The sequence below is a fragment of the Streptomyces sp. NPDC023573 genome (assembly GCF_055559735.1).
Map to the genome: position 1 here is coordinate 1,390,728 of NZ_JBVHKB010000001.1, position 25,048 is coordinate 1,415,775.

General features: G+C 73.3%; 13 protein-coding genes. 6 read left to right on the forward strand and 7 right to left on the reverse strand.

What is annotated here, in order from left to right:
* The first annotated feature begins 60 nt into the window (after positions 1-60).
* The 5 genes from ACZ32T_RS06285 (at position 61) to ACZ32T_RS06305 (ending at position 9,628) form a co-directional block, all read left to right on the forward strand.
* Complete coding sequence (locus ACZ32T_RS06285) at positions 61-3,381, forward strand: FHA domain-containing protein (protein WP_467365620.1); 3,321 nt, start codon at positions 61-63, stop codon at positions 3,379-3,381.
* Positions 3,382-3,622: 241 nt separating this feature from the next.
* Positions 3,623-4,954 (forward strand): ABC transporter substrate-binding protein, encoded by a 1,332-nt coding sequence (locus ACZ32T_RS06290; protein WP_467365684.1) that lies wholly within the window; start codon positions 3,623-3,625, stop codon positions 4,952-4,954.
* A gap of 4 nt (positions 4,955-4,958) precedes the next feature.
* On the forward strand, positions 4,959-6,338 hold the full coding sequence (locus ACZ32T_RS06295) for a carbohydrate ABC transporter permease (protein ID WP_467263326.1): 1,380 nt from the start codon (positions 4,959-4,961) through the stop codon (positions 6,336-6,338).
* Positions 6,335-7,213 (forward strand): carbohydrate ABC transporter permease, encoded by an 879-nt coding sequence (locus ACZ32T_RS06300; RefSeq protein ID WP_467365622.1) that lies wholly within the window; start codon positions 6,335-6,337, stop codon positions 7,211-7,213. The genes ACZ32T_RS06295 and ACZ32T_RS06300 overlap by 4 nt, the downstream gene beginning before the upstream one ends.
* A 180-nt stretch (positions 7,214-7,393) precedes the next feature.
* Positions 7,394-9,628, forward strand: coding sequence for a bifunctional glycosyltransferase/CDP-glycerol:glycerophosphate glycerophosphotransferase (locus ACZ32T_RS06305; protein ID WP_467365624.1), 2,235 nt, complete (start codon positions 7,394-7,396; stop codon positions 9,626-9,628).
* A 33-nt stretch (positions 9,629-9,661) separates the two neighbouring features.
* Here ACZ32T_RS06305 and ACZ32T_RS06310 read toward each other — a convergent pair whose 3' ends face one another.
* The 6 genes from ACZ32T_RS06310 to ACZ32T_RS06335 form a co-directional block, all read right to left on the reverse strand.
* Positions 9,662-10,810, reverse strand: coding sequence for a glycosyltransferase (locus ACZ32T_RS06310; RefSeq protein ID WP_467263332.1), 1,149 nt, complete (start codon positions 10,808-10,810; stop codon positions 9,662-9,664).
* Positions 10,807-13,653 (reverse strand): bifunctional glycosyltransferase/CDP-glycerol:glycerophosphate glycerophosphotransferase, encoded by a 2,847-nt coding sequence (locus tag ACZ32T_RS06315; RefSeq protein ID WP_467365626.1) that lies wholly within the window; start codon positions 13,651-13,653, stop codon positions 10,807-10,809. The genes ACZ32T_RS06310 and ACZ32T_RS06315 overlap by 4 nt, the downstream gene beginning before the upstream one ends.
* Entirely contained in the window at positions 13,650-17,102 is a 3,453-nt protein-coding gene (locus ACZ32T_RS06320) for a bifunctional glycosyltransferase/CDP-glycerol:glycerophosphate glycerophosphotransferase (RefSeq protein WP_467365628.1), read from the reverse strand. The genes ACZ32T_RS06315 and ACZ32T_RS06320 overlap by 4 nt, the downstream gene beginning before the upstream one ends.
* Before the next feature lie 99 nt (positions 17,103-17,201).
* The gene (locus tag ACZ32T_RS06325) at positions 17,202-18,065 is read right to left on the reverse strand and encodes a TylF/MycF/NovP-related O-methyltransferase (RefSeq protein ID WP_467263338.1); all 864 of its coding nucleotides are present in this window, start codon (positions 18,063-18,065) and stop codon (positions 17,202-17,204) included.
* Between the two features lie 11 nt (positions 18,066-18,076).
* On the reverse strand, positions 18,077-18,811 hold the full coding sequence (locus tag ACZ32T_RS06330; protein ID WP_467263340.1) for a methyltransferase domain-containing protein: 735 nt from the start codon (positions 18,809-18,811) through the stop codon (positions 18,077-18,079).
* Between the two features lie 91 nt (positions 18,812-18,902).
* Positions 18,903-20,912 carry a CDP-glycerol glycerophosphotransferase family protein gene (locus ACZ32T_RS06335; RefSeq protein WP_467365630.1) on the reverse strand — a complete coding sequence of 670 codons (2,010 nt, stop codon included), beginning with the start codon at positions 20,910-20,912 and terminating at the stop codon, positions 18,903-18,905.
* 100 nt (positions 20,913-21,012) lie between these two features.
* Here ACZ32T_RS06335 and ACZ32T_RS06340 point away from each other — a divergent pair, with 100 nt between their 5' ends.
* The gene (locus ACZ32T_RS06340) at positions 21,013-24,444 is read left to right on the forward strand and encodes a CDP-glycerol glycerophosphotransferase family protein (protein WP_467365632.1); all 3,432 of its coding nucleotides are present in this window, start codon (positions 21,013-21,015) and stop codon (positions 24,442-24,444) included.
* Here the strand turns inward: ACZ32T_RS06340 and ACZ32T_RS06345 are convergent.
* On the reverse strand, positions 24,434-25,039 hold the full coding sequence (locus ACZ32T_RS06345; RefSeq protein ID WP_187355758.1) for a TetR/AcrR family transcriptional regulator: 606 nt from the start codon (positions 25,037-25,039) through the stop codon (positions 24,434-24,436). The genes ACZ32T_RS06340 and ACZ32T_RS06345 overlap by 11 nt on opposite strands.
* Between the last annotated feature and the right edge of the window lie 9 nt (positions 25,040-25,048).

Genomic DNA, 25,048 nt, shown 5'->3' on the forward strand with positions numbered 1-25,048 from the left:
GGGGAATCACAGGGCATTTCCCCTGCCGGGCGCCCCGCGCAGAAGGGACCGCTGACGGCGATGCAGATCCGGCTGACCGTCCTCGCGCCGCGCAGCGGCCAGACCCCGGCGCGCGCCTGCGACGTGCTCGTGACCGCCCCCGCGGGGACGGCTCTCGCGGCCGTCGCCTCCGCCCTGGCCACCGCGGTGTCCGGTCCGGAGAACTCCCTGGGCGGCGGCGCCACCGTGCTGTACGCGGGGCGCGACCGGCTCGACCCGCAGCGCTGCGCACTCGGCGAGCCGCCCCTGGTGGACGGCACGGTGCTCTCCCTCCAGGTGCCCGGCGAGGACGAGGCGGCCGACGACGCCGTCCCGGCCCGGCTGCACGTGATCGCGGGCCCGGACGCCGGCGGGGTCCACCTGCTGCACGGCGGACAGATCCGCATCGGCCGCTCCGCCGACGCGGACGTGCCCCTCGACGACCCCGACGTGTCACGGCTGCACTGCGCGGTCACGGTCGCGGACGACGGGCGCGTCTCCGTCGCCGATCTGGGCTCCACCAACGGCACCTCGCTGGACGGCACGGACATCCACGACCGCCCGGTCCGGCTCGTCCCGGGCGCCCTGCTGCGGCTCGGCGAGTCGACGCTCCGGCTCACCCCCGGCGACCGCACACCCACGCTGACGACGACACCGGACGGCGAGGGCCATCTGCGGGTGGCCCGCCCTGACGCGGGCGGCGCCCCGGGAGCGGCCGGGGAGCCGGACCCGGTCCCGGCCGGCGGACACGGCCACGCCTACGGCTCCCCCACCACCGGGCACGCGGCGTACGACGACGGCCCGTCCGGCCACGACGCCCACCAGGGCGAGCCCTTCGCGCAGGCCACCCACGGCCGCGGCTCCGCACTCGCCCCCTGGGAGACGCCCAGGCGCGGCATAGGCGCCTGGGCCCGGCGGCTCACGAGCGGCAAGGGCGAGCAGGCGCACGGCGCGCCGTCCGGTGACGCACCGGTGGCCGGCCCCGAGCCCGTCTCCGCCCCGCACGCCCCCTCCGTACCCCCGCACGCCCCCTCCGCCCCCGCCGGGACCTGGCCGGACCCCGCGACCGTGCTCCTCACGGCGCTCGGGCCCGGCCCCCGTCTGTGGGAGCGCGACACCGCGCACCCCGAGGCCCTGGTCGTGCGGCTCGGGACGACGGAGCGGGCCGATCTGCCCGCCGTGCCGGTCACCGTCGGGCTGCGTGAGGCCGGCTCCCTCGGGCTCGCGGGCCCCCGGGCCCGGCTCTCCGGCCTCGCCCGCTCGACGGTGGCGCAGCTCGCCGCGCTGCACTCCCCCTTCGACCTGGAGATCGTGCTGATCAGCACGGACCGGACCCGGAGCCTGGAGGAGCGCCGGCGCGAGTGGTCCTGGCTCGGCTGGCTGCCCCATCTGCGCCCCATGCACGGCCAGGACTGCCGCCTCCTCCTCGCGTACGACCGTGAGCAGGCGGGCGCACGCGCGGCCGAGCTGGCGCGCCGCATGGAGGAGGGCCCGCTGGGACCCGGCTGGGCCAGCGCCGACCGGACCTCCGTGGCGGAGGCGGCCCGGCTCCACACCGGGCCGTACACCGTGGTGATCGTGGACGGCGATCCCGGCTCCTCGGCCCTGCGCGAGACCACCGCCGCTCTGGCCGGCGCCGGAGCCGCCGCCGGAATCCATCTGATCTGCCTGGCGGAGACCCCGGCCGCCTCCCCCACCTCCCCGGTCGCCGCGACCTACGACACCGCGTGCCGGGCCTCGATCGCCTTCCGCGAGTGCGGTGCGGTGGCCATGCTCAGCGGCGACGTCGCGACCGCGCTGCGGCTCCTGCGCACAGCGGGCGGCCAGGCTGCCGGCCATGGCACGGTCGCCGCGGTGGACGCCGTGTCGGCGGCCTGGGCCGAGCGCTTCGGGCGCGCCCTGGCCCCGCTGCGCGACGAGGGCACCACAGCCCTCCCCGGCCGGCCCATAGCGGCGGCCCTGCCACCCTCCGCGCGCCTGCTGGACGAGTTGGGCCTCGCCAGGGCCACCCCGGCCTCCCTGATGGCCCGCTGGGCCTCCACGGCCGAGGACCAGCCGGGCGCGACGGTGCGTACCCCCGCGCCGGGCTCCACGGACCTGGACACGACGAACTCGGGCCGCACCCTGAGCACCGGGCCACGGGTGGGCGCGCAGCGCGAGTCCCCCGACTCCGGGCACACCCCGTTCCGGAGCAGCGGGCCGACGAGTTCGGGATCGGGCCGCTCCGCCTACACCCCGGCCGGGAGCGGTGCCTCCCCCCGGATCGGCGCGCAGCGACGCGACAGCGGCTCCCCGGAGACCGGCCCCGCGCCGATGTCCTCCGGTTACGCCGGCCGGCCCGTGATCGTCCTCGGCGCCGGCCCCAGGGGCCCGCTCTCCGTCGACCTGGCCGACGAGGGACCACATCTGCTGATCGAGGGCCCCGCCGGCAGCGGGCGTACGGAGCTGCTGCGCGCCGCCGCCGCGTCCCTGGCCTCCGCCGCCCGCCCCGACCGGCTCGGCATCCTCCTCATCGACGGGTCGGGCGGAGAGCGCGGGGAGCGGAGCGAGGGGCTCCGCCCCTGCACGGAGCTCCCGCACGTCTTCACGCACCTGGTGGCCTCCGACCCCGTACGGATGCGGGAGTTCGCCCAGGCGCTGGGCGGCGAGCTGAAGCGCCGGGCGGAGCTCCTCGGCACGCTGGACTTCGCCGAGTGGCACGCGCGGTACGAGGAGTCGCAGGGGCTCACCGGCCGTCGCGCCACCGGCTCCGCCGAACAGCGCGGTGACCTGGAGTCACCCGCCAGCGGCACGCTGCGGCTGCGGCCCGCCGCGGCCCGCCCGGCGGACCCAGGGCCCTCTCCCCTCCCCCGGCTGGTCGTCCTCACCGACGACTTCGACGCCCTGGTGGCACCGGCGCTGGGCAGTCCGGGCCGCCCGTCAGCCGGGTCCGTCGTCCGGGTGCTGGAGGCCGTGGCCAGGGACGGCGGACGGCTCGGCGTCCACCTGGTCGCCACCTCCGCCCGCCCGGACCGCACCGAGGACACGGAGCTGGCCCGGGGCGCCCGGCTGCGCATCGTGCTCGACCCGCCCGTCGTCCCCCCGTCCCCGGACGAGGCCGCCCCCGGCCGGGGACGGCTGGGGCATCCGGACGGCCGGGTGACGCCGTTCCAGGGCGGCCGGGTCACCGGCCGCATCCCGCGCACGGCGACCCTGCGCCCCACCGTCGTACCGCTGGAGTGGGAGCGGATGGGGGATCCGCCGGCCCGCCGTCCGGTCCGCGAGCTCGGCAACGGCCCCACGGACCTGGCCCTGCTGGCCAGCGCCCTGGAGAGGGCGGCCCGCTCGGTGAACGCGGTGCCCCTCCCTCCGCTGATCCCGTAGGGCCCGCTCAGCGTCTCCTCCTGACGTCACGAGCCCATCACGATCACGGAGTTGGCCCAGGCGGCGGTATTGCGGCCCCGGGGTGCCGGGCATAGGACTGTGCGCACGGACGACGTGAACCGCACGATGTGAGACGTGAACGGCACCGCAGAGTCCCACCGTTGGTGCCGGTCGGTGCTCATGCGCGCGCAGGAGAGACGGGGCAGGAATGCGCAGAACCCTTCGCATGCGTAGGGCCGCAATGGTGTTCACCGCGATCGGGGCGCTGGCCCTCGCCGGATGCGGCGGGGACGGCGACGGCAAGGACAAGACGGCAGACGGGCCCGGCACGACCGAGGACACCACGTCGACCGTCGACCTGCCGAAGCTCGACGGCGAGAAGATATCGGTCGCCGCGGTCTGGACCGGACCCGAGCAGGCCAACTTCACCAAGGTCCTCGACGAGTTCGAGAAGCGGACGGGTGCCACGGTCACCTTCGTCCCGGCACAGGACCCGATCGTCAACTTCCTCGGTACGAAGATCGCGGGCGGCCAGCCCCCGGACGTCGCGATGATCCCGCAGGTGGGCGCGATCCAGCAGGCCGTGGCCAAGAAGTGGGCCAAGCCGGTCGGCAACGAGGCGCGGGCCCAGCTCGGCCAGAACTACTCGAAGGTCTGGCAGGACCTCGGCGCGGTCGACGGCACCCAGTACGGCGTCTACTTCAAGGCCGCCAACAAGTCGCTGATCTGGTACAACGCCAAGGCGTTCGAGAACGCGGGCGCGAGCGAGCCGAAGACCTGGAAGGACTTCCTGGCCACGGCCGAGACGGTCTCCGCCTCCGGTGTCACCCCGGTCTCGGTCGGCGGCGCGGACGGCTGGACACTCACCGACTGGTTCGAGAACGTCTACCTCTCGCAGGCCGGCCCGGAGAAGTACGACCAGCTGGCCAAGCACGAGATCAAGTGGACGGACCCGTCCGTCAAGGACGCGCTGACCACTCTCGCCGAGCTCTTCGGCAAGCCGAGCCTGATCTCCGGCGGCGCCGACGGCGCGCTGCAGACCGAGTTCCCGGCGTCCGTCACGCAGACGTTCACCGGCGGCGACCAGCCCAAGGGCGCGATGGTCTTCGAGGGCGACTTCGTCTCCATCAACATCGCGCAGACCGACGCGAAGATCGGCACGGACGCCAAGGTGTTCCCGTTCCCGGCGGTCGGCGCGGACTCCCCGGTGGTGACGGGCGGCGACGCGGCCGTGGCACTCAAGGACAGCAAGGGAGCCCAGGCACTGCTGACCTGGCTGGCCTCCAAGGACTCGGCGAAGATCTGGGCCGAGGCGGGCGGGTTCATCTCGCCCAACAAGTCGCTGGACACCGCCGCGTACCCGAACGACGTGCAGCGCACGATGGCCGAGGCACTGATCGACGCCGGTGACGACGTCCGGTTCGACATGTCCGACCAGGCCCCGCAGTCGTTCGGCGGGACGCCCGGCAAGGGTGAGTGGAAGACGCTCCAGGACTTCCTGAAGAACCCGAAGGACATCGCGGGGACCCAGGCGAAACTGGAGTCCGACGCGGCCAAGGCGTTCACGAGCTGACGGCATGACCACAGCGACAGCGGGGGGCACGGACAGCGCGCCCCCCGCCGACAAGCGTCCCGGCACGGGCACGGGCACGGGCAAGCGGCCGCGCGGAAGCGTGACCGGCACCAGGAAGGCCGTCGCGGCGGCCTTCCTGCTGCCGGCCCTGGTGCTGCTCGGCTCCCTCGTCGTCTATCCGATCGTCTACTCCGTCTACCGCTCGTTCCTCGACCAGTCCGGCACCGGCTTCGTGGGCCTCGACAACTACAAGGCGCTGTTCACGGACGACACCATCCGGACGGCGGTCAAGAACAACGCGGTCTGGGTCGTGTTCGCGCCGACGGTCGCCACGGTGCTGGGGCTGATCTTCGCGGTGCTCACCGAGCGGATCCGGTGGGGCACGGCGTTCAAGCTGATCGTCTTCATGCCGATGGCGATCTCCATGCTGGCCGCCGGGATCATCTTCCGCCTGGTGTACGAGCAGGCGCCGGAACGCGGCGTCGCCAACGCCGTGGCGGTGGGGGTCCACGACACGTTCGCGCAGTCCTCGGGCTTCCCGAAGGCGCATCCGCTGCCCGTCCATCCACTGAAGGCCGGGGGCGGCGGTTCCTTCGTCACGAAGGAACCGGTGCGTGCCGGCGAGCCGGTGAGCCTGCCGCTGGTCGGCGTGGTCCCGGCGAAGATGCCGGGCGACGCGGAGCCCGCGAAGGCGGCCACCGCGAAGGGTGAGGGCATCACCGGGACGGCGTGGCTCGACTTCACCAAGGGCGGCGGCGGCAAACCCAACGTCGTCGACCCGAAGGAGCTCGGCCTCAAGGGAATCACCGTCGAGGCGGTGAAGGACGGCAAGGTCGTCGCCTCGGCGACGGCCGGCGCGGACGGGGTGTTCACCCTGCCCGCCTCGGCGGACGGGTCCCTGCTCCGGCTGCCGGCGGACAACTTCCGTGAGCCGTACAACGGGGTGGACTGGCTCGGGCCCTCCCTGGTGACGCCGGGCATCATCGGCAGCTACGTCTGGATGTGGGCAGGATTCGCGATGGTGCTGATCGCCGCCGGCCTGGCGGGGCTGCCACGCGAACTCCTCGAAGCGGCGCGGGTGGACGGCGCGAACGAGTGGCAGGTGTTCCGCCGGATCACGGTGCCGATGCTGGCGCCCGTGCTGGCGGTGGTCCTGGTCACGCTGATGATCAACGTGCTGAAGATCTTCGACCTGGTCTTCATCATCGCGCCGGGCTCCTCCCAGGACGACGCCAACGTCCTGGCGCTCCAGCTGTACCGCTCCTCGTTCGGCACGGACGCGGACCTCGGGGTCGGCAGCGCCATCGCCGTACTCCTGCTGCTGCTGGTGATCCCGGTGATGCTGTTCAACATCCGCCGCATGCGGAAGGAGGGGCGCCGGTGACGACGACCGGGAACACAGAGGCCAAGCAGTCCCTCGGCGCGCGGGTCGCCGCCCGGGCGGGCGGTGGTGCCATGCGGGTCTTCCTCGTCCTGGTGGGCCTGTTCTGGCTGATGCCGACCATCGGGCTGCTGCTCTCCTCGCTGCGTGGTCCCGAGGACATCGCGGCGAGCGGCTGGTGGAAGGTCTTCACCGCACCCTCCGAGCTCACCCTCGACAACTACCAGCGCCTGCTGGACAACTCGACGATCACCGGCTCCCTCTTCAGCACGGTCATGATCACCGTCCCGTCCACCTTCCTGGTGGTCGTCATCGGATCGTTCGCCGGCTACGCCTTCGCCTGGATGGACTTCCCCGGGCGCGACTGGTGGTTCCTGGTGGTCGTGGGGTTGCTGGTGGTCCCCGTGCAGGTCGCCCTGATCCCGGTCTCCGAGCTCTTCGGCACCATCGGGATCTTCGAGACGACCTTCGGCGTGGTCATGTTCCACACGGCGTTCGGCCTGCCGTTCGCCATCTTCCTGCTGCGGAACTTCTTCGCCGAGATCCCGCGCGAACTGCTGGAGGCCGCGCGGCTGGACGGCGCGGGCGAGATCCGGCTGTTCACCCGGGTCGTGATGCCGCTCGGCGGCCCCGCGATCGCCTCCCTCGGGATCTTCCAGTTCCTCTGGGTGTGGAACGACATGCTGGTCGCGCTGATCTTCGCGGACTCGGAGTCCCCGCCGATCACCGTGGCCCTCCAGCAGCAGGTCCGGCAGTTCGGCAACAACATCGACGTGCTGGCGCCCGGCGCCTTCGTGTCCATGGTGATCCCGCTGGCGGTGTTCTTCGCCTTCCAGCGGCAGTTCGTCTCCGGTGTGATGGCGGGCGCCGTCAAGTAGCGCGAGGCCGCGAAACGGCACTTCAGCACAGATGTTCGTCAACACCAGGGCGGCCCGTTCACTCGCGATCGGGCCGCCCTACCTCGTACTTCCCCCGAATGCCATATTCCACGTAACCACGTCACCCCATCGGCCGTTTGCGGGCCACCTGCCCTCCCGCGAGCGACCCCTGGATGTGTTGTGCCCCGGTTCAGTGTCATCGTGCCCGCGTACCGGGTCCAGGCGTATCTGCACGCGTGTCTCGACTCCGTGCTGAACCAGTCCTTCAAGGACTACGAGATCATCGTGGTCGACGACTGTTCGCCTGACGCCTGCGGCCCGATCGCCGACGAGTACGCCGTACGCGACCCCCGGGTCAGCGCCGTCCACCTGCCCCGCAACTCCGGTCTCGGACCGGCCCGCAACGCCGGCGTCGCCAGGGCGACCGGGGACTACCTGCTCTTCCTCGACGGCGACGACACCTTCGCCCCCGAGGCGCTCCAGGCCATCGCCGACCGCCTGGACGCCACCGGCGGTCCCGACGTCCTGGTCTACGACTACGCCCGTACGTACTGGTCGGGCGAGAGCGTACGCAACACCTTCGCCCAGTGCCTCGCCGAGCACGGCCCCGCCTCCTTCCGGCTCTCGGAGCGGCCCGAACTGCTCAAGGTCCTGATGGTCGTCTGGAACAAGGCGTACCGCCGCGAGTTCGTCGAGGCCGAGGGCTTCACCTTCCCGCCCGGCTACTACGAGGACACCCCCTGGACCTACCCGGTGCTGATGGCCGCCGGGTCGATCGCCGTGCTGGACAGCGTCTGCGTGCGGTACCGCCAGCGGCGCCGGGGCAACATCCTCTCCACCACCACCCTCCGCCACTTCGACGTCTTCGACCAGTACGACCGGGTCTTCGCCTTCATCGACGCCCGACCCGAACTCGCCGTCTGGCGCCCGGTGATGTTCCGCCGGATGCTCGACCACTTCTCGACCCTCTTCACCTCCCGGGGCCGGCTGCCGCGCGGCAGCCGGGCCCGGTTCTTCCGCCGCGCCCGCGCCCACTGCCGCCGCTACCGCACCCCCGGCGCCCCCGTGTCCCGCCGCACCCGTCTGCGGCACGCGCTGTTCCGGCTGGGCGCCCACCGCACCTACCGCGCCCTGTGGGCCGCACAGCGGGTCCACGGCAGGCTCGGGCGTGCGGCCTCGGCGACGCGCCGGACGTTCCGCGCCGCGGTGCTCCAGTTGCACTACCGCGTCCAGCTGCGGCTGCCCGTCCGGTGTGAGGACGCCGTGTTCGCCGCCTACTGGCACCGCGGCTACACCTGCAGTCCCGCCGCGCTGGAGGCCACGGCCAGGGCCCTCGTGCCCGGGCTGCGCACCTCCTGGATCTGCCACCCGGAGGACGCCCGTTCGGTGCCGGAGGCCACCCGCGTGCTGCACCCCGGGACAGCGGCGTACTGGACGGCGCTGGCCCGCTCCAAGTACCTCGTGAACAACGTCAACTTCGACCGCCGGCTCGTGAAGAGACGCGGCCAGGTGCTGCTGCAGACCCACCACGGGACCCCGCTGAAGACCATGGGCACCGACCTCGTGCACCGTCCGGCGGCGGCCGGCTCCATGGACTTCGGCCGGCTCCTGCGCAACGTCGACAAGTGGGACTACTCGCTCTCGGCCAACCAGCACTCCACGCTCGTCTGGGAGCGCACCTACCCGTCGGCCTACACCACACTGGAGTACGGCAGCCCACGCAACGACGTCTTCCACCGCACCGGCCCCGAGGAGACCGCACGGCTGCGCGAGCGCCTGGGCGTCCCGGAGGGCAGCACCGCCCTGCTGTACGCGCCGACCCACCGGGACTACCGGCGCGCCCAGCGGCACTCCCTGGACCTGGAACAGCTGGTCCGCGTCCTGGGGCCGCACTTCGTGATCCTGGCCCGCTCCCACTACCTGGACACGACGGCCCGGGCCACCGCGGGTCATCTGCGGCACCCGCGGATCATCGACGTCAGCGCCCACCCGTCCGTCGAGGAGCTCTGCATCGCCTCCGACGGGCTGATCACGGACTACTCGTCGCTGATGTTCGACTACGTCAACCTGGACAGGCCGGTCGTCCTGCACCTGGAGGACGCGCAGGCGTACGAGGCGGCCCGTGGCACGTACTTCGATCCGGCGGCCTTCCCGCCGGGCGCGGTCGCCCGCGACCAGGAGGAGCTGCACGAGATCTTCGCCACGGACCACTGGCGCGGGCCCCGCTCCGCGCAGCGCCGGGCGGCGTTCCGCGCCAGGTTCTGCCCCTACGACGACGGGCACGCGGCGGAGCGGGTGGTGCGCCGGGTCTTCCTGAACGACACCTCGGGCCTGCCGTTGCCCGCCCCGCAGCCGGGCTGCGGGGCCGTGGAGGTCCCCCGGCAGGTGACCGTACGGGAGTACAGCAACGGGTGAGGGCCTGAGCGCCCCGGGGACGCCCCCGGGGCTTCAGCGCTCCAGCAACGCGAACAGCTCTTCCCAGCGCCCCATGATCTCCGCCTCGGAGAACCGCTGGACGTTGACCCGCGCCCGGTCCCCCATCGCGTCCCGCATCCGGGGGTTGCCGGTGAGTCTGAGCAGCCGGTCCGCGAGGGCCCCGATGTCGCCCGCGGGGGCGAGCAGCCCGTCCTCGCCGTCGCGCACGATCTCCCGCACGCCCGGCGCGCAGTCGAACGCCGCGCACGGCACCCCGCTCGCCATGGCCTCCAGGAGCGCCAGCGGGAAGCCCTCGCCGCGTGAGGACTGGACGAAGACGGAGGACGCGGCGAGCGCCCCGGGGACGTCGTCGGTGCGCCCCCGCCATCCGACCGAGGCGTCGAGCCCCAGGCCGGTGCACCGTGCCCTGAGGTCAGCCTCGTCCTCACCCGCCCCGTACACGTCCAGCCGCCAGTCCGGGCGCTGCGGGGCCACCAGCGCCCAGGTGTCCAGGAGCATGTCGATGCCCTTCTGGTCGGTGAGCCGTCCGATGCTGGCGACCGACTTCTCGCGGCGCGGGGAGGGCACATCGGGCAGCGCGGCCAGGGCGTTGGGCATGAAGCCCACGTTGTTCATCCCGTCGCCCGCCCACTTGTCGGCGTCCTCCTCCGTGAGGACGAGCCAGCGGTCGAGCGGCGGGTAGTGGTTCCTGATCCAGCGGTAGCGGTGGCTCGCCCGCGAGTAGTCGTAGGACTCGTGGCTCATCCCGATGACCCGCATGCCGCCGGTGTCCGCCTCGCCGACCCACTCCATCGCCCAGACCTGGCTGACGATCACCACTCCCCCGGGGCGGGCCGCCCGGAAGATCTCCGAGAGCTGGTCGACCGCCCGCCGCTTCCGGGCGGCACGGGCGGCCTCCGCGCGCCGGGCGGCGAACCGGAAGCGGTCCCGTGCCCCCTTGGGCGCCCAGGGTGTCGGCGGATGCGCCGGGTACAGGGCGGTCACCGGGTAAGCCGGCGGGTCGGGCAGGGCCATCTTCCGCTCGGCGGCGTGGATGCCGATGGTGTGCACCCGGTGGCCGGCCTCCTGGAACAGGTGGGCGGTCCGGTGCATCCAGCCGGTCACACCCCCGAGTTCGTCGGTGCTGTTGGAGACGATGAAGACGTCACGGCTGCGGTTCATCGACGGGCCTCCCCGGTGCGAGCGGAACGGGACGGAACGAGGTGCCGGGCGAACACGGTGTCGACGACCGCCCGGGCCGCGTCCCCACGGTCGTAGGTCCCGAACTCCTCGGCGAAGGCGGCGCGCTGTTCCTGGAAGCCGGTGTCCGCGGTCTTCAGCCGGGCCAGCACGGCGAACAGTTCCTCCTCGGTCGCCGTCACCGGGCCCGGCGCCTTCTCCCGCAGGTCGAAGTAGCTGCCCCGCTCGGCGGCATAGGTGTCGAGGTCGGGGGCGAAGAGGACGATCGGGCGGTCCAGGAGGGCGTAGTCGAACATGATCGAGGAGTAGTCCGTGACCAGGACGTCGGCGAGCGCGAGGAGTTCGCTGACGTCGTGGTGGCGCGAGACGTCCACGACCGTCCCGGGCGGGCAGACGGGCAGGCTCGCCGCCTCCAGGTAGTGCGCCCGCACCAGCAGCGTGTACGTGTCGCCGAAGCGCTCCGCGAAGCGCGCCGCGTCCAGGAGCAGCCGCTGCCGCTTGCGCGTGCCCGGACCGCCCCGGAAGGTCGGCGCGTACAGCACGACCTTGCGGTGGTCGGGCAGGCCGAGTTCCGCCGCGAGCGCCGGACGCGGCAGCCTCCCCTGTGTCTCGTCCCGGGCTCGCGCGGCGACCAGCGCGTCGTTGCGCGGGTAGCCGGTGCGCAGCAGCGTGCTCCCGGGCAGCCGGTAGGCGCGCGCCAGTGTCCGCTCGTCGTGCTCGGACCGTACGAGGAAGTGGTCGAACCGGTGCACGGCCTGCTGGAGCCGCTCGCGCTGCGGGGCGTTCTGCATGCGCACCCGGGTCTCGTCGAATCCCATGCGCTTGTACGCCGATCCGTGCCAGGTCTGGAGATAGGCCGTGCCGGAGGGCTTGTCGAGGTGCTGGGGGAACCCCTGGTTGTCGACCCAGTACTCCGCCCGTGCCAGGGCCCACAGATAACGCCAGGACCAGCGGCGGACCAGCCGGGCGTCCGCCGGGAACCCGGCCGGGGAGTCGGCGTACGACCAGACGCAGCGCAGCGGGAGCCCCCGGGCGCGCACCTCTTCGTGGACGGCCCGGGGGCTGTCGCCGTAGCAGGTGCCCATGTGGCTCTCGAAGACCACGGAGCCCTTGCGCACGGGCAGCCGGAGCAGCCAGGTGCGGTAGACGGAGACCTTGAAGCCCCTGGCGTGCAGCCTGTCCCGGCGCTTGCGCAGAGCCCGGAGCAGGAGCCTGGCACGGCGGGCGGGGCGGAAGTGGGTGGCGTAGTGGACCAGCCGGCGGGCCGTGCGGGCGGGCCGGCCGTGGGCTTCGAGCCGCAGCGCCAGATGGTCCCGGAGCGTGATGTACGGCTGCCAGGTGTCCCCGGTCGTCCTGCCCAGCCGCGGAGCGGCGGGGGAACGGTCCGACGGGCCGACGAGGTCGTGGGCGGCGAAGAGGTCGCTCACCGAGCGGGCCCTGCCGTCCTCCACGACCATCCGCGCGTCCCACACCGTGTCGCGGGGGCCGAAGGGGCGCAGCAGGCGTGTCAGGTCGGCCCGGACGGACCAGCTGATCCCGGTGGCGTCCGGCCGCAGCTCGTCGACCGGGACGCGGAAGGCGCGGGAGCCGTCGCGTACGCGGAACTCCAGATGGGCCGTGAGGGTGCCCTCCGGGTCGGGCCCGGTGTGCGCGGGCAGCACGAGCCGGCCCCCGATCAGGACCCGGCGGCCTTCGGCCTCGTAGCGGGTGAGCCTGTTCATCAGCTTCAGCTCGCCGAACGCGCGGTACTGATGGCCGAGTTCGGTGACGTCCAGTACGGGGTCGGGGCCGCCCGGCCAGTACACCCGCCCGTCGTCGGCCATGCTGAGGGGCGCGGCCACGGCGCCCCTCCTGCGCAGCGCGTACGCCGCGGTGAGCACGCCCTCCTCGTCCCCCCGCTCCAGCAGCCGCACACCGACGCGCTCGACGGGCGGGAGGGTGAGCAGCACCGGCCCGGGGACGGTGCCGGGCAGCACCCGGGCCGCCGTCTCCGCGACGCGTTCGCGTGCGGCGGCGGGCAGTTCGGGGAACCTGCGCACCAGCGGCACGAGGTGGTCCAGCAGGAAGGCGCGGTCCCGCCGCTCACGCAGTTCCGCCAGCCCCTGGGCCACCAGCACATGGCACACGCGCCGGTGCGCCTCGACGAGTCCGGCGAGGTCCCGGCCGGCGTCGGGCACGGCCCGCCCGGAGACGATTCTGCGGCGTACGAGGGCGATCCGGCCGACCACGGACGCCACCAGGGGGCCGAACAGGACCCCGCTGTGGGTGAGGTCCTCGTCGTAGCGCAGCGCGTGCCGTTCCAGTGCCGCGCGCCGCACGCAGAAACCGGTCACCAGTGCGTCGTGCACGGCCAGCTCCGGTGCCTCGGAGAACCGGACCACCGTACGGGAGCGGAGGAACAGCGGGTGCTGCCAGGAAGGTTCGCGTTCCTTCGCGCCCTCCCCGGTGAGCCGGGCCCAGCGTCCGGCGACCAGGTCGGCACGGGTCCGCGCCCCGGCCTCCCAGAGGTTGCGGCAGGCGTGCCGCTGGAGGCGCTCGCCGACGTCGAGCACGAGGACGTACGTGCCGCGCGCCGCGTCCAGCCCGGCGTTGCGCAGCGAGGCGACGGGGTCCGTACCGGGATGGAGCACACGGACGCGGTCCGGGGAGCGCCCGGCGAGCGAACCGGCCGCACTCCGCACGGCTGCGGGGGCTCCGGCGGGCAGGACGACGAGGGCCTCGACGGCGCGCAGGCTCTGGTCGAGCACGGACTCCACGGACGCCGTCAGCGCGTCCTCGCCGCCCTCCGCGGCGGTGATCACACAGCTGAAGTCGGGCGTACTCATGCCTGCGCCCCCTTCAGCATCCGGTCCACTACCCGGGCGGACGCCGTCCCGTCGTCGAGATCGCAGAACGACTCGCGGAAGCCGGCGTACGCCTCCCGGTGGCCCGCCGTCGCGGCCTCCGGGTCGCGCAGCGCCTCCACGACGGCCGCCGAGTCGGTGATCAGCGGTCCGGGTGCCCGGTTCTCGAAGTCGAAGCAGAAGCCCCGCAGGGTGTCGCGGTAGTGCTCCAGGTCGTAGGTGTGGAACAGCATCGGACGCCCCGTCTGCGCGAAGTCGAACATCAGGGAGGAGTAGTCCGTGACCAGCACATCGCTGATCAGCATCAGCTCGGCGACGTCGGGATGGCGTGACACGTCGCGCACGAAGTCGTTCTCGGGGATGCTCCCGCCGACCAGGTAGTGGCGGCGCACCAGCAGGACGTGGTCGTCGCCGAGCGCCTTCCGCGCGTGTTCCAGGTCCAGCTGGAGGTCGAGCCCGTACAGCCCGCTCTGCTTCGGCCGGTCCTCGCGCCAGGTGGGGGCGTACAGGACGACGCGCTTGCCCTCGGGGACGGCGAGCGACTGCCGGACCGCGGCGGCGACCTTCGCACGGTCGGAGGCGTACAGCAGGTCGTTGCGCGGGTAGCCGCACTCCAGCACCTCGCCCGTGTGCCCGAACGCACGGCGCAGTACAGGCGTGGAGAAGCGGTTCGGCGAGACGAGGACGCTCCACTGGGCGGCCCGGCGGGGCATGGACTCCATGTACGCGGTGTCCGCGAAGGCGGTGCCCGCCAGGTCACGGCCGATGCGCTTGAGCGGGGTGCCGTGCCAGGTCTGGACGACGAACTGCCCCTCCGCCCGCTCGAACCACCCGGGCAACTGGGTGTTGGTGACGATCCACCGGCTGCGGGCCAGGGCTTCGTGCCACTCGGCGCTGTGCAGGGTCACGGCGCGGACCCCGGCGGGCACGACGGCCTGCTGGTCCCGCACCACCCAGAGGTGCTCGACTCCGGTGGCGCGCCGGACCAGCTCCTCGTGGATCGCGCGCGGTGAGTCGGAGTACTGACGCCCGTCGAAACTGGAGTACAGCACGGTGTCGCGCAGCTCCCGTCCGAGCAGGCCGACATACCACTCGCGCAGTCGCCGCTGCCCGTACGCCCCCCGGTCCTCCGGTGGCAGGACGCTCCCCGACCGCAGGGAGAGCCGGTCGTGGAAGCGCCGCTCCAGGGTGAAGTGGCGTCCTGCCGACTCGTGCCCGAGCGGCAGCTGCGCGTGCAGCTGGTGCACCACGCGCAGCGGCAGATAGCGCTCCGGGTCCGTCTCGCCCCGCGACCGGAGGAACGGGTACCACCTGCCCTCGGCGAGCGGCAGCGGGCCACCGGCCCCGTCGACCGCTTCGGGGGACAGCTCCGTACGGAAACCTGAACCCGTGCGTTCCACCGCGAAGGCGTTCTCCTCCTGGTGGCCGCTGTGCCGCAGGACGAGCTCGACCGGGCGGTAGCGCACCGCCGGGAAGGTCCCTTCCAGGACCAGTCCCGTTTCGTCCGTCCAGGAGACGCCCGTGACGACGGGCCGCACGTCCCGGTCGCTGAGCACCAGGTCACCGGAGGGGTTGGCGGCGGCGTAGACCTCGCGGCCGCCGGACAGCGGGTACCGGCCCGCGTCGGTCTCCGGACGGGCCGCGACCGTGAGCCGCCGCGCCCCGCAGACCAGCTGGACACCCCAGTCGCCGTCGGAGCCCCCGAACACCACCAGCGGCACGTCGGCGAGGACCGTACGGCCGTCGGTGTCCTCGTCGGTCACCAGGGGGAACTCGCGGATCTCCTTCGTACGCCACTCCTGGATCCGCAGAGCCGTCGGCACGTCAGGGCCCGGCAGCCGCACCGCGATCCGGATCCCGTCCCCGGCGTCCGTCGGCCGGTGTCCCGCGAGCACGGCGTCCACCCGCTCGGCGCGCAGCTCCAGCTTGTTCCCGGAGAGCAATGGGACGACCCGGGTGCGCTCGTCGACGTACCGCACGGCGGGCGCGGCCGGATTGCCGAGGAGCCGCATCGGGCCGCGCCGCGGGCGCCCCGCGCCGACGACGACGGATTCCAGCTTCCAGAGCGTGCGGGCGCCCCGTGCCGTACCCCGGGTGACGAGCCGGCGCGGGTCGACGACGGTCTCGAAGCCGGAGCGCTCGTAGCGGTGCAGCGAGCGGCCCGAACCGGCCGTCGCCTCGTCCGTCGCCGTCCCGCGCAGCCTCAGGGGGATCAGCCGGCGCCCTGACCTCAGCCAGCCGGCCCCGGCCGACCTCCCCGGGGCGTTGCGGACGTACGCGTACCCCTTGAGGTGCAGCAGCCCGTCCCTCCACACGGCCTCGGTGAGATGCGCGTGCACGGGGAGGTCCTCGGCGGACAGAGCGGTGACCTTGCGCGGCAGAGGGGCGTCGACTCCGGGGTACTGGGCCCTGGGCCGCAGCCGCCCCCGCACGTGGAAGGTGTCGCGGTCGGTGGACTCGTGGGCAAGGAGCGCCAGCAGCTCCGCCGTCCTGCGTTCCCGGATGAGCTGCCACTTGACCCGCAGAGGCAGGGGCAGCGCGTCGAGTACCGCGGGTTCGACCGTCGAGGCGAAGGCGTTGGCGTGGGTGAGGAATGCCTCGTGGAAGCTCTCGTCACCGTCCGGGAGGGCCTCGATGAACAGCCACAGGTCGCCGGAGAGCGCGTGTTCGTCGTAGCGCCGCTTCGCCTCCGTCATGCCCCGGTCGGCGAGGAACCGGCTGACCGTGGAGACCGCAGTGACCCGGTCGCGGATGCCCCGGGCCACCGCGCGCCGGGTGGTGATCGAGCCGTCGCGGTCCCGCCAGTGGTAGACCGGGGCCTCCACGACGTCGACGCACCGGGCCAGGAAGTGGGCCGGCAGGACCACGGCGATGTCCTCGTAGAGGACGCCGGTCGGGAAGGCGAAGGCGTGCTGGTCCCAGAAGGACCTGCGGAACACCTTGTTGCACGCGATGCGGTCACCGAGCAGGACCCAGTCCCTGGTGACATGGGTGGCCCGGCGGGCCCTCTCCATCGGCCTGCGGAACATGGGGGACTGTTCGAGCACCCCGTTCGCCCGGAGCCTGAGTACGTTGCCGGTCGCGAAGTCCGAGCCGGAGGCGTCCAGTTCACCGAGCATCCTGGCGTAGGCGCCCGGCGGCACGACGTCGTCGCTGTCGACGAACGTCAGGAAGTCCGCGTCCGGGTGGGCCTGTGCCGCGCCCGCGTTGCGCGCGGCCCCCAGCCCCGCGTTCCTCTGCCGGATCAGCCGGAAGCGGGAGTCCTGCCGGGCGAACCGCAGAGCCACGTCGGCACTGCCGTCCGTCGAACCGTCGTCGACCATGACGACTTCCAGGTCGGCCATGGTCTGCCCGGCGAGCGAGTCCAGGCAGGCGCCGAGGTACTCCTCGACGTTGAAGAGCGGGACGACGACGGTGAGACGGGGTGACATGACGCTGCGCACGATCCTTCCGGACGGACGAACGGACTTCCTCTGTATGGAACGAGCCCCGTGCCGGTGAGGCACGGGGCTCGCAACGGGACGCTGTACCTAGGGTTTGACGGCGATGCGGCCTTCGTCCATGCGCAGCAGCAGAAGCCGCTCCCCGGTCTCCTCCAGGAATTCGTCCACCGCCTGGCGTGATCCCTGCCAGTAGCCGTAGTCGTCGATCAGCAGCACCCCGCCGCTCACCAGACGCCCGTACAGATGGGTGAGCTCGTGCTTCGTCGACGCGTACCAGTCGGTGTCCAGGCGGAGGATGGAGATCTGCTCCGGTGCCTGCTCCGGGACGGTGTCCTCGACCTTGCCCCGCACGTAGTGGACGCGGTCCTTCGGGTACGGGACCTGCTCGAAGCCGGCCTGTACGTCCTCCAGGGAGGCCACGGCCCAGATGGGCCGGTCCTTGCCCTGCGCGTCCAGCAGCTCCTGGGCCGGCCTGCCGTCCCGCCGCAGGTCCTCCGCGGTGGGCGGTGTCATGCCCTCGTACGTGTCGAAGAGATAGAGGTCGCGCTCCGTCTCACCGAGCGACAGCAGCGTCCTGGCGCAGGCCTGCATGGAACCGCCGCGCCACACCCCGCACTCGACGATGTCACCCGGGATGCCGTGCTTGACGACGTGCCGCGTCGCGAGGACGAAGGCGTTGAGCCGCTCCGGGGAGGTCATCGTGTACGGCTTGACCGCGCGGATGACGTCCTTCGCCTCGTCGTCGTAGTCCGCGGGGAACTGCGGCTTCTTCGCCACCGCCGGCTTCACCGCGGCAGGCTTCTTCGCCACCACCGGCGGGTCGGCGGGGGCCGAGCGGGGAGCGGGCAGGGTCGCGCGCCTGAGCTGGTATCCGGTGAGTTGCTGAAGGACGCCGTTGACGGCGTTGCGCCAAGCCATGGGGCCGGACAGTACGCGCGTTTTGTGGCTCATGTCATCTTTCGTCAACCTGTGGTTGATGGGGCCGTACGGCTGTCCGGGCGCCCGCACCGTGCCCGTCCGTCGAGCGGGCGCGGCAGCGGCACGCGGTCCACGCCACCGGCCCGGTTGGCCCACCACACGGCCGTCTCCCGCACGGCGAGGTCCGCCAGGCTGTTCTTCAGCCGGGTCACCGGCCGGCGGTGGGGTAGCGGCCGGCGGAAGACGCCCACGGAGTCGCCCCAGTAGGCGGCCTCGGTGTCGATGGACCCGTAGTCGTGCCAGATGCCCTTGGCGGGCGGGAAGTCCGTGTACGCCTCGCGGAGTTCGAGGCGGGAGTGGGCGGCCATCGCGCGGAAGCCGTCGGGGTAGTAGCGCCAGCAGTCCTGCGCGTCGTGGGCGTGGCCGCGCGAGGGTGCGGTGATGAAGGCGTGGCCACCGGGCCTGAGCACCCGGGCGATCTCCATCATCGACACCCAGAAGAAGGGGATGTGCTCGAACGCCTGGCCCGACAGCACCACATCGGCGCTGCGTGACTTCGCGGGGATCCGGTAGGGCTGCTTCATCACCGCGTCGACGTTGGGGCCGTCGAGGACGTCGACCCCGAAGTAGTCGATGTCGTGGCCGGCCAGGAGTCCGCGGTGGGTCCGGGTCTGCTTGCCGGAGATCCGGGAGCCGAGGTCCACGACGCGGTGCCTGCGGGTCCTGGGCAGGTACTCCTCGATGCAGAGCTGCATCTGCTCGTAGGCGGACCGGTGCATGAGGTTCTCCCAACGTTGCCGTGTGCGCGCGCTGTTGAGCACAACGACGGTGGGACACGGAGGGAGCGCCCCGTACGGGTGATGCCGGGGTTCAGTTCGAACCGACCGGGAAGACCCTGCGCACCACGCGCTCCGCCGCGTGGCCGTCGTCGTACGGGCAGAAGCGGTGGCGGAACGCGGCGCGCAGCGCGTCGGCGTCCTCGGACCTCCAGGCTCCGCCCACCAGCACCTCGCGCAGCTCGTCCTGCGTGGTGGCGACCGCGCCGGGGGTGTCGCCCGGACGGCCGGACAGCAGGTCGACGTAGGTGCCGCGGGCGGCCCGGTATGCCTCCCAGTCGGGCACGTAGGTGATGATCGGGCGGTCCAGGCAGGCGTAGTCGAACATCAGGGACGAGTAGTCCGTGATCAACGCGTCGGCGGCCAGGAAGAGCTCTTCCACGACGGGATGGCCGGTGACGTCGACGACCCGGCCGGCCGCCGCCGTCCCGGCCGATCGCCCGTAGAAGTAGTGGGCCCGCACCAGCAGTACCCATCCGGGCCCCAGATCCCGCGCGAGACGCTCCAGGTCGAGCAGCGGCAGGAAGCCCTCCCGGTAGTCGCGGTGGGTGGGCGCGTACAGCAGCACGGTCGATCCGGGCGCGATGCCGAGCTCCGCGCGGATCTTGCCGGTCTGCTCGGGGGTGGCGCCGTACAGGACGTCGTTGCGCGGGTACCCGTACGGGAGTTGTTCGTACGAGGAGGGGTAGACCCGGTCCCAGACCTCGGTGCTGTGCGGATTGGCGGAGAGGCTGAAGTCCCACTGGTCGGTGTGCGCGACGATCCGTTCGAAGCTGACGCCCTTGGTGAGCGCGGGGTACGGGAGCTGGTCCAGGCCCATCGTCTTCAGCGGGGTCCCGTGGTGGGTCTGGAGATAGGTCTGGCCGGGCCGTTTGGTGAAGCCGCCGGGGAAGCTGGAGTTGTTGACGAGGTACGTCGCGGTGGCCATGGCCCGCCAGTAGGCGCGGGAGCCCTCGATGACGTACGGCACTCCGGGCGGCATCCGGTCGCGGTGGCGGGAGGAGACGACCCAGACGCCGCGGATGTGCGGGACCAGCTCGCGGGCCTTGGCGTAGACGGCGGCCGGGTTGCAGGCGACGCCCCTGTTCCAGTAGGCCCCGTAGACGGCGAGGCAGGGGTCCAGCGGCCGGTGCAGATCGGCGCGGTAGAGCGCCCTCATCACGCGGGCGCGCAGCGACTTCCTGCCCGCGCGCGCGACGGCCCGCGCCCGGGCGCGCACGGCGCGGACCGCCTCCCCGCTCCGGCGCGCCGCGTACCGGCCGGGGAGCCCCGCCGCCCGGAAGAAGGCGGCGCGGTCGCCCGGCGCGATCCGGCCGGGGTCGTCGAGCACGGCGGTCAGGTGCGCGGTGCGCGCGGCCGGGATCCGCGGGTCGTCCCCGGTCCCGGCGGCCAGCCGCTCGTAGGCGTCGATGACCGCGAAGTGCGCGCGGTCCGGTGCTGGGGCCGACGCGCCCGTACGGCGCACCCGGTGGCGCACGCAGATCCGGTCGAGCGAGGCGAGGGTGCCCGCGTCGGAGGCGAGGAAGCGCGCCCGGTGGACGGGCACGACGTCCCCGTACGGGCCCTCGGTGAAGCGGAGCCCGCGGTCGTTCCAGAAGGCGCGGCGGAAAAGCTGCTTCCGGGCGGCCGGGAGAGCGTCTCCCGGCTCCGCCGTGCCCCACCAGTCGACCCGGTCGTGGCCCAGGGCCAGCACGTCGGGCCGGCCCTCCGTCAGCCGTGCGGAGATCTCCGCGAACGCTCCCGGGAGGAGCAGGTCGTCACCGTCGAGGAAGAGCAGATGGGCCCCGCGCGCCGCCTCCGCGCCGGTGTTGCGGGCCGTGCCCGTGTCCCAGGGGCCGTCGGGGACGACCACGCGCACCCGGGGGTCACGGCCGGCGACCTCCCGTGCGATGGCGAGGTCCGGCTCGTCGTCGGCCGCGCAGACCACGACCAGCTCCAGGTCCGCCCGCCCGCTCTCCGCCGGCGGCTGCCCGGTCACGGACTCCAGGGCCGCCCTCAGGTATCCCTGGACGCGACGGGCGGACACGACGACGGTGAGCAGCATGGCAGCCGAGCGTAATGGTGACCGTGCGGCCTGCCCCAGGGACTGTCACCCGTTCGGGTCAGTGGCGTGACCCGGGGCGCTCCCCCGGGTTGAGCCGTTCATGAAGCCACTCCTCAGCGTCGTCGTCCCCGTGCACAACGTCGAGGACTATCTGGAGGAGTGCCTCGTCTCGCTGGCCGGGCAGACCCTGAAGGACATCGAGGTGGTGCTCGTCGACGACGGCTCGACGGACGGGAGCCGTCGTATCGCGGAGGACTTCGCCGCCCGGGACGACCGCTTCCGCTGCGTCCACCAGCCCAACGCGGGCCTCAGCGCCGCCCGTAACACGGGGGTCGCCCGCACCACCGGCGAAGTGCCGTACCTGGCGTTCGCCGACAGCGACGACGTCCTCGTCCCCGACGCGTACGAACGGATGGTGGCGTCCCTGGAGACGACCGGATCGGATCTGGTGACGGGCAATGTGTGGCGGCTCAACGAGCGGGGAAGGCAGCAGGCCTGGCAGTACCGCTGGCTGACCGCCGACCATCTCCGCACCCACATCACCCGCGATGCCCGGCTGCTGGCCGACCGCGTCGCCTGGAACAAGGTGTTCCGGCGCTCCTTCTGGGACCGGCACGCCTTCACCTTCCCGGTGGGCAAGCTCTACGAGGACACCCCGGTGATGATCCCGGCGCACTACCTCGCCGGGGCGGTGGACGTGCTGCGCGAACACGTCTACCACTGGCGGGTGCGGGAGGGTTCGATCACCCGGCGGCGTACGGACGTCCGGGGGGTACGGGACCGGATCGCCGCCTGTGAACAGGTCAGCGCCTTCCTAGCGGACCGCGACCCCGCACAGCGGCTTCGCTACGACGCCTCCTGCCTGCGCGACGACTTCGTGTACTTCCTGGAGGGGCTGCCGATGGGCGGGCCCGCCTACCGCTCCGCGTTCATGGCGGACGCGGGTGCCTTCCTCGACCGGGCGGGAGACGCGGCCCTGGACGGGCTGCCCGCCGAGGCACGCATCCGCTGGCAGCTGGTGCGGGAGCGCCGCGTCGGCGAACTGCTGGCGGTCCTGCGGTCCGAACGGGCCAACGGGACGGGCACGTTCGCCGTGGCGGGCCCGCCGGGGAGGCGGCGCGCCGTGCACCCGGGGGCCGGCGGCAGCGCCTCGGCGCGCCTCGGCCGGGGCGATCTGCCCGCCGTGGCCCGGCTGGTGGAGTCGTCGTGGGGCGAGGACGGCAGGCTGCGGCTGCGCGGGTACGCGTACATCCGTAATCTCCCGGCCCGGGCGGCCCGGCACTCGCTGAAGGCGGGCCTGGTGCGGGAGGCGGGGGGCGGCCTGCCGCGTGCCGTACCGGTGCGCTCGGTCCGGACGGACCGCGCGACCGCCGACTCGGGCCAGGAACTGCACAGTTACGACCACGCGGGCTTCGACATGGTCCTCGACCCGGGGCGGCTGGGGCCGGGCGACTGGCTGGTGGGCGTGGTGGTGGCCGGCCACGGCGTCGTACGGCGGGCGGCGGTGCGGGCCGTCGAGGCGGCGGCCGCGCAGCCGCTGGTCCACGACCTGGGCGGCGGGCGGCGCGCGGTGCTCGGCTACCGGGACGGCCGGCTGGGGCTGGCCGTGTCCAGGCTGCCCGCGGTCGCCACCGGCCACGACGGCGGGCCGGACACCCTGGTACTGACCGGCAGGCTGTACGGGGACGCCCGGCCGACAGCCCTCGTCCTGACCCGCGAGGGGAGCGCGGAGCACGTCTGCCCGGTGCGGTGCGGCGGCGGGGGCGACTTCAGCGCCCTGATCCCGCTCGCGGCACTCGCGGCGCAGACGCCTCCAGCCCCCGGCGGGCCCTCCGAGCCCGCCCCGGGGGCCGGAGGCCGGTGGCGGGCGGCGCTCCTGACCGACGGCGTCCGCGTGCCGCTCGCGGCGGCCCCGGACCTGCCGCCGCCCGCTCTCGCGGATCCGGCCGGTCACCTGGTGGTGGAGCTGTCCGGGGAGCCGCGCGTGGACCGCGCCGGGCCCGCTCCGGACGGTGGGCTGCGCGTCGAGGGGACCGGGACCGGCGCTCTCGAACTGCGGCACGGCGCCCTCGGGGAGACGGTGGCCGTCCCCGCCCGAGGGGACGACGGCCGCTTCGCCGCCGTGCTCGCGGCCCCTCCCCGCGAAGGTGACTGGGAGGTGTTCCTGGGCGGCCGGCCCGTGCGTGTGGGGCCCGCGCTCGCCGCCCTCCTGCCGGTGAGCACGGTGAGCGCCACGGGAGCCCGCTTCCGCCTCGACCGCCGCCACGGTGACCGGCTGACCGTGCACTGCGAGCCGGCGCTCGCGGACGCGGAGCGGAGCGCGTACGGCCAGGGGCTTCTGCGGACGGCGCACCACCCCGCGCAGCGCCGGCTGCCGCTCCGGGACGTCGTGCTCTACACCGGTGAGGGCTCCACGCGCGCCGTGCACGCCGAGCTCGTACGCCGGAGCACCGGTGCCGAGCATCTGTGGGTCACCGACGGCTCCCCGGGTGCCGCGCCTCACGTCCCGTCCACCGCCGTCCCCGTCGTGGCGCACAGCACCGCCTGGTACGAGGCGCTGGCGCGAGCCCGCCGGATCGTGGCGGCAGGTCAGCTGCCCGAGTGGTTCGAGCGCCGCCCTGACCAGACGGTCGTACGGGTCTGGCCCAACGCCCCGCTCGGCCGGTTCGGCCTGGACCTCACCGGCACCCTGTACGCCGACCACCAGCACCTCGCCACGCTGGAGCACCGCTCCGCCCAGTGGTCGGTGCTGGTCTCCCCCAGCGCCTTCGCCACCCCGCGTCTCCGCCGCGCCCTGGCCTACGGCGGCGAGGTGCTGGAGGCCGGCTGCCCGGCCGACGACCTGCTGTTCGCGCCCGGCCGGGACAGGACGGCCGAGCGGGTACGCCGGCGACTGGGCATCCCGGACGGCCACCGCGTGGTGCTGTACGCGCCGACGTACCGCGACCACCTCGCCCACGCTCCGGCCGGTGTCCCCGTCGGCTCCTCCCCCCTGTACCGCTGGGATCCGGCGCTCGACCTGGCCGCCTTGGCACGGTCGCTGGACGGCCGCACCACCGTGCTGGTGCGCAGACACCCCCGGGTGACGGGCAGCGTCCCGGCGCACCCCGCCCTGCGTGACGTGTCCGCGCACCCCGACTCCACCGAGCTCCTGCTGATCGCCGACGTGCTGGTCACCGACTACTCGGGCCTGGCCTTCGGCTTCGCGCACACCGGCCGTCCGATGCTCTTCCACACCTACGACCTGGAGCACTACCGGGACACCGTGCGCGGCTTCTGCCTGGACTTCGAGACCCGCGCCCCCGGGCCGCTGCTCGCCACCACCCGGGAGGTGGTTCAGGCGCTGGGGGCCGCAGCCGCTCCGGCGGACGTCCACGCGCAGGCGTACGAGAGCTTCCGGCGCGACTACTGCGGGCCCGGCGACGGCGACGCCGCCCGCCGCGTCGCGGACCGGCTGCTGGCCGAGGACTCCTCCGGCTCACCGCGCCTGGTCAGGCCTCGGGAGGCCGGGCCACGCCCCGTCAGGCCTTGAGCGCCCGGACCGCCGAGGCCGCGAGGTCGTCGAGGTACCCCTTGGGCAGGTCGCCCCGGACCACGACGAGGCGCCAGTACAGCGGGCCGACGATGAGATCCAGCGCCCGGTCGGGGTCGCTGCCCTCGGGCAGTTCGCCGCGAGCCACCGCCGCCCTCACGACCACGGCGGCCACCCCTTGCTGCTGGTCCAGCAGGGCCGCCTTGATGGCGTCGGAGATCTCCGGATTGCGGGCCGCCTCGACCAGCAGGTCGGGGATGACCTGCGAGGCGACGGGGTGGCGCAGCGCGTACGCGGCCAGTTCCAGGACGGCGCGCACATCCCCGTACAGCGAACCCGTCGCGGGCGCCGGCATGCCCTGCGCGGCGACGGCCGCGACCAGGTCCAGGACGAGATGCAGCTTGGACTTCCAGCGGCGGTAGACGGCGGTCTTGCCCACCCCCGCGCGCCGGGCGATGCCCTCGATCGACATCCGCGCGAAGCCCACGGCGGCCAGTTCCTCGAAGACGGCACCGCGGATCGCGTCCGTCACGTCCTCCCGCAGCACCGCGGCACCTGCCGGGGTGCGGCGCCCGGTTCGCCGTTGGGTGGTCATGGCCCGAAT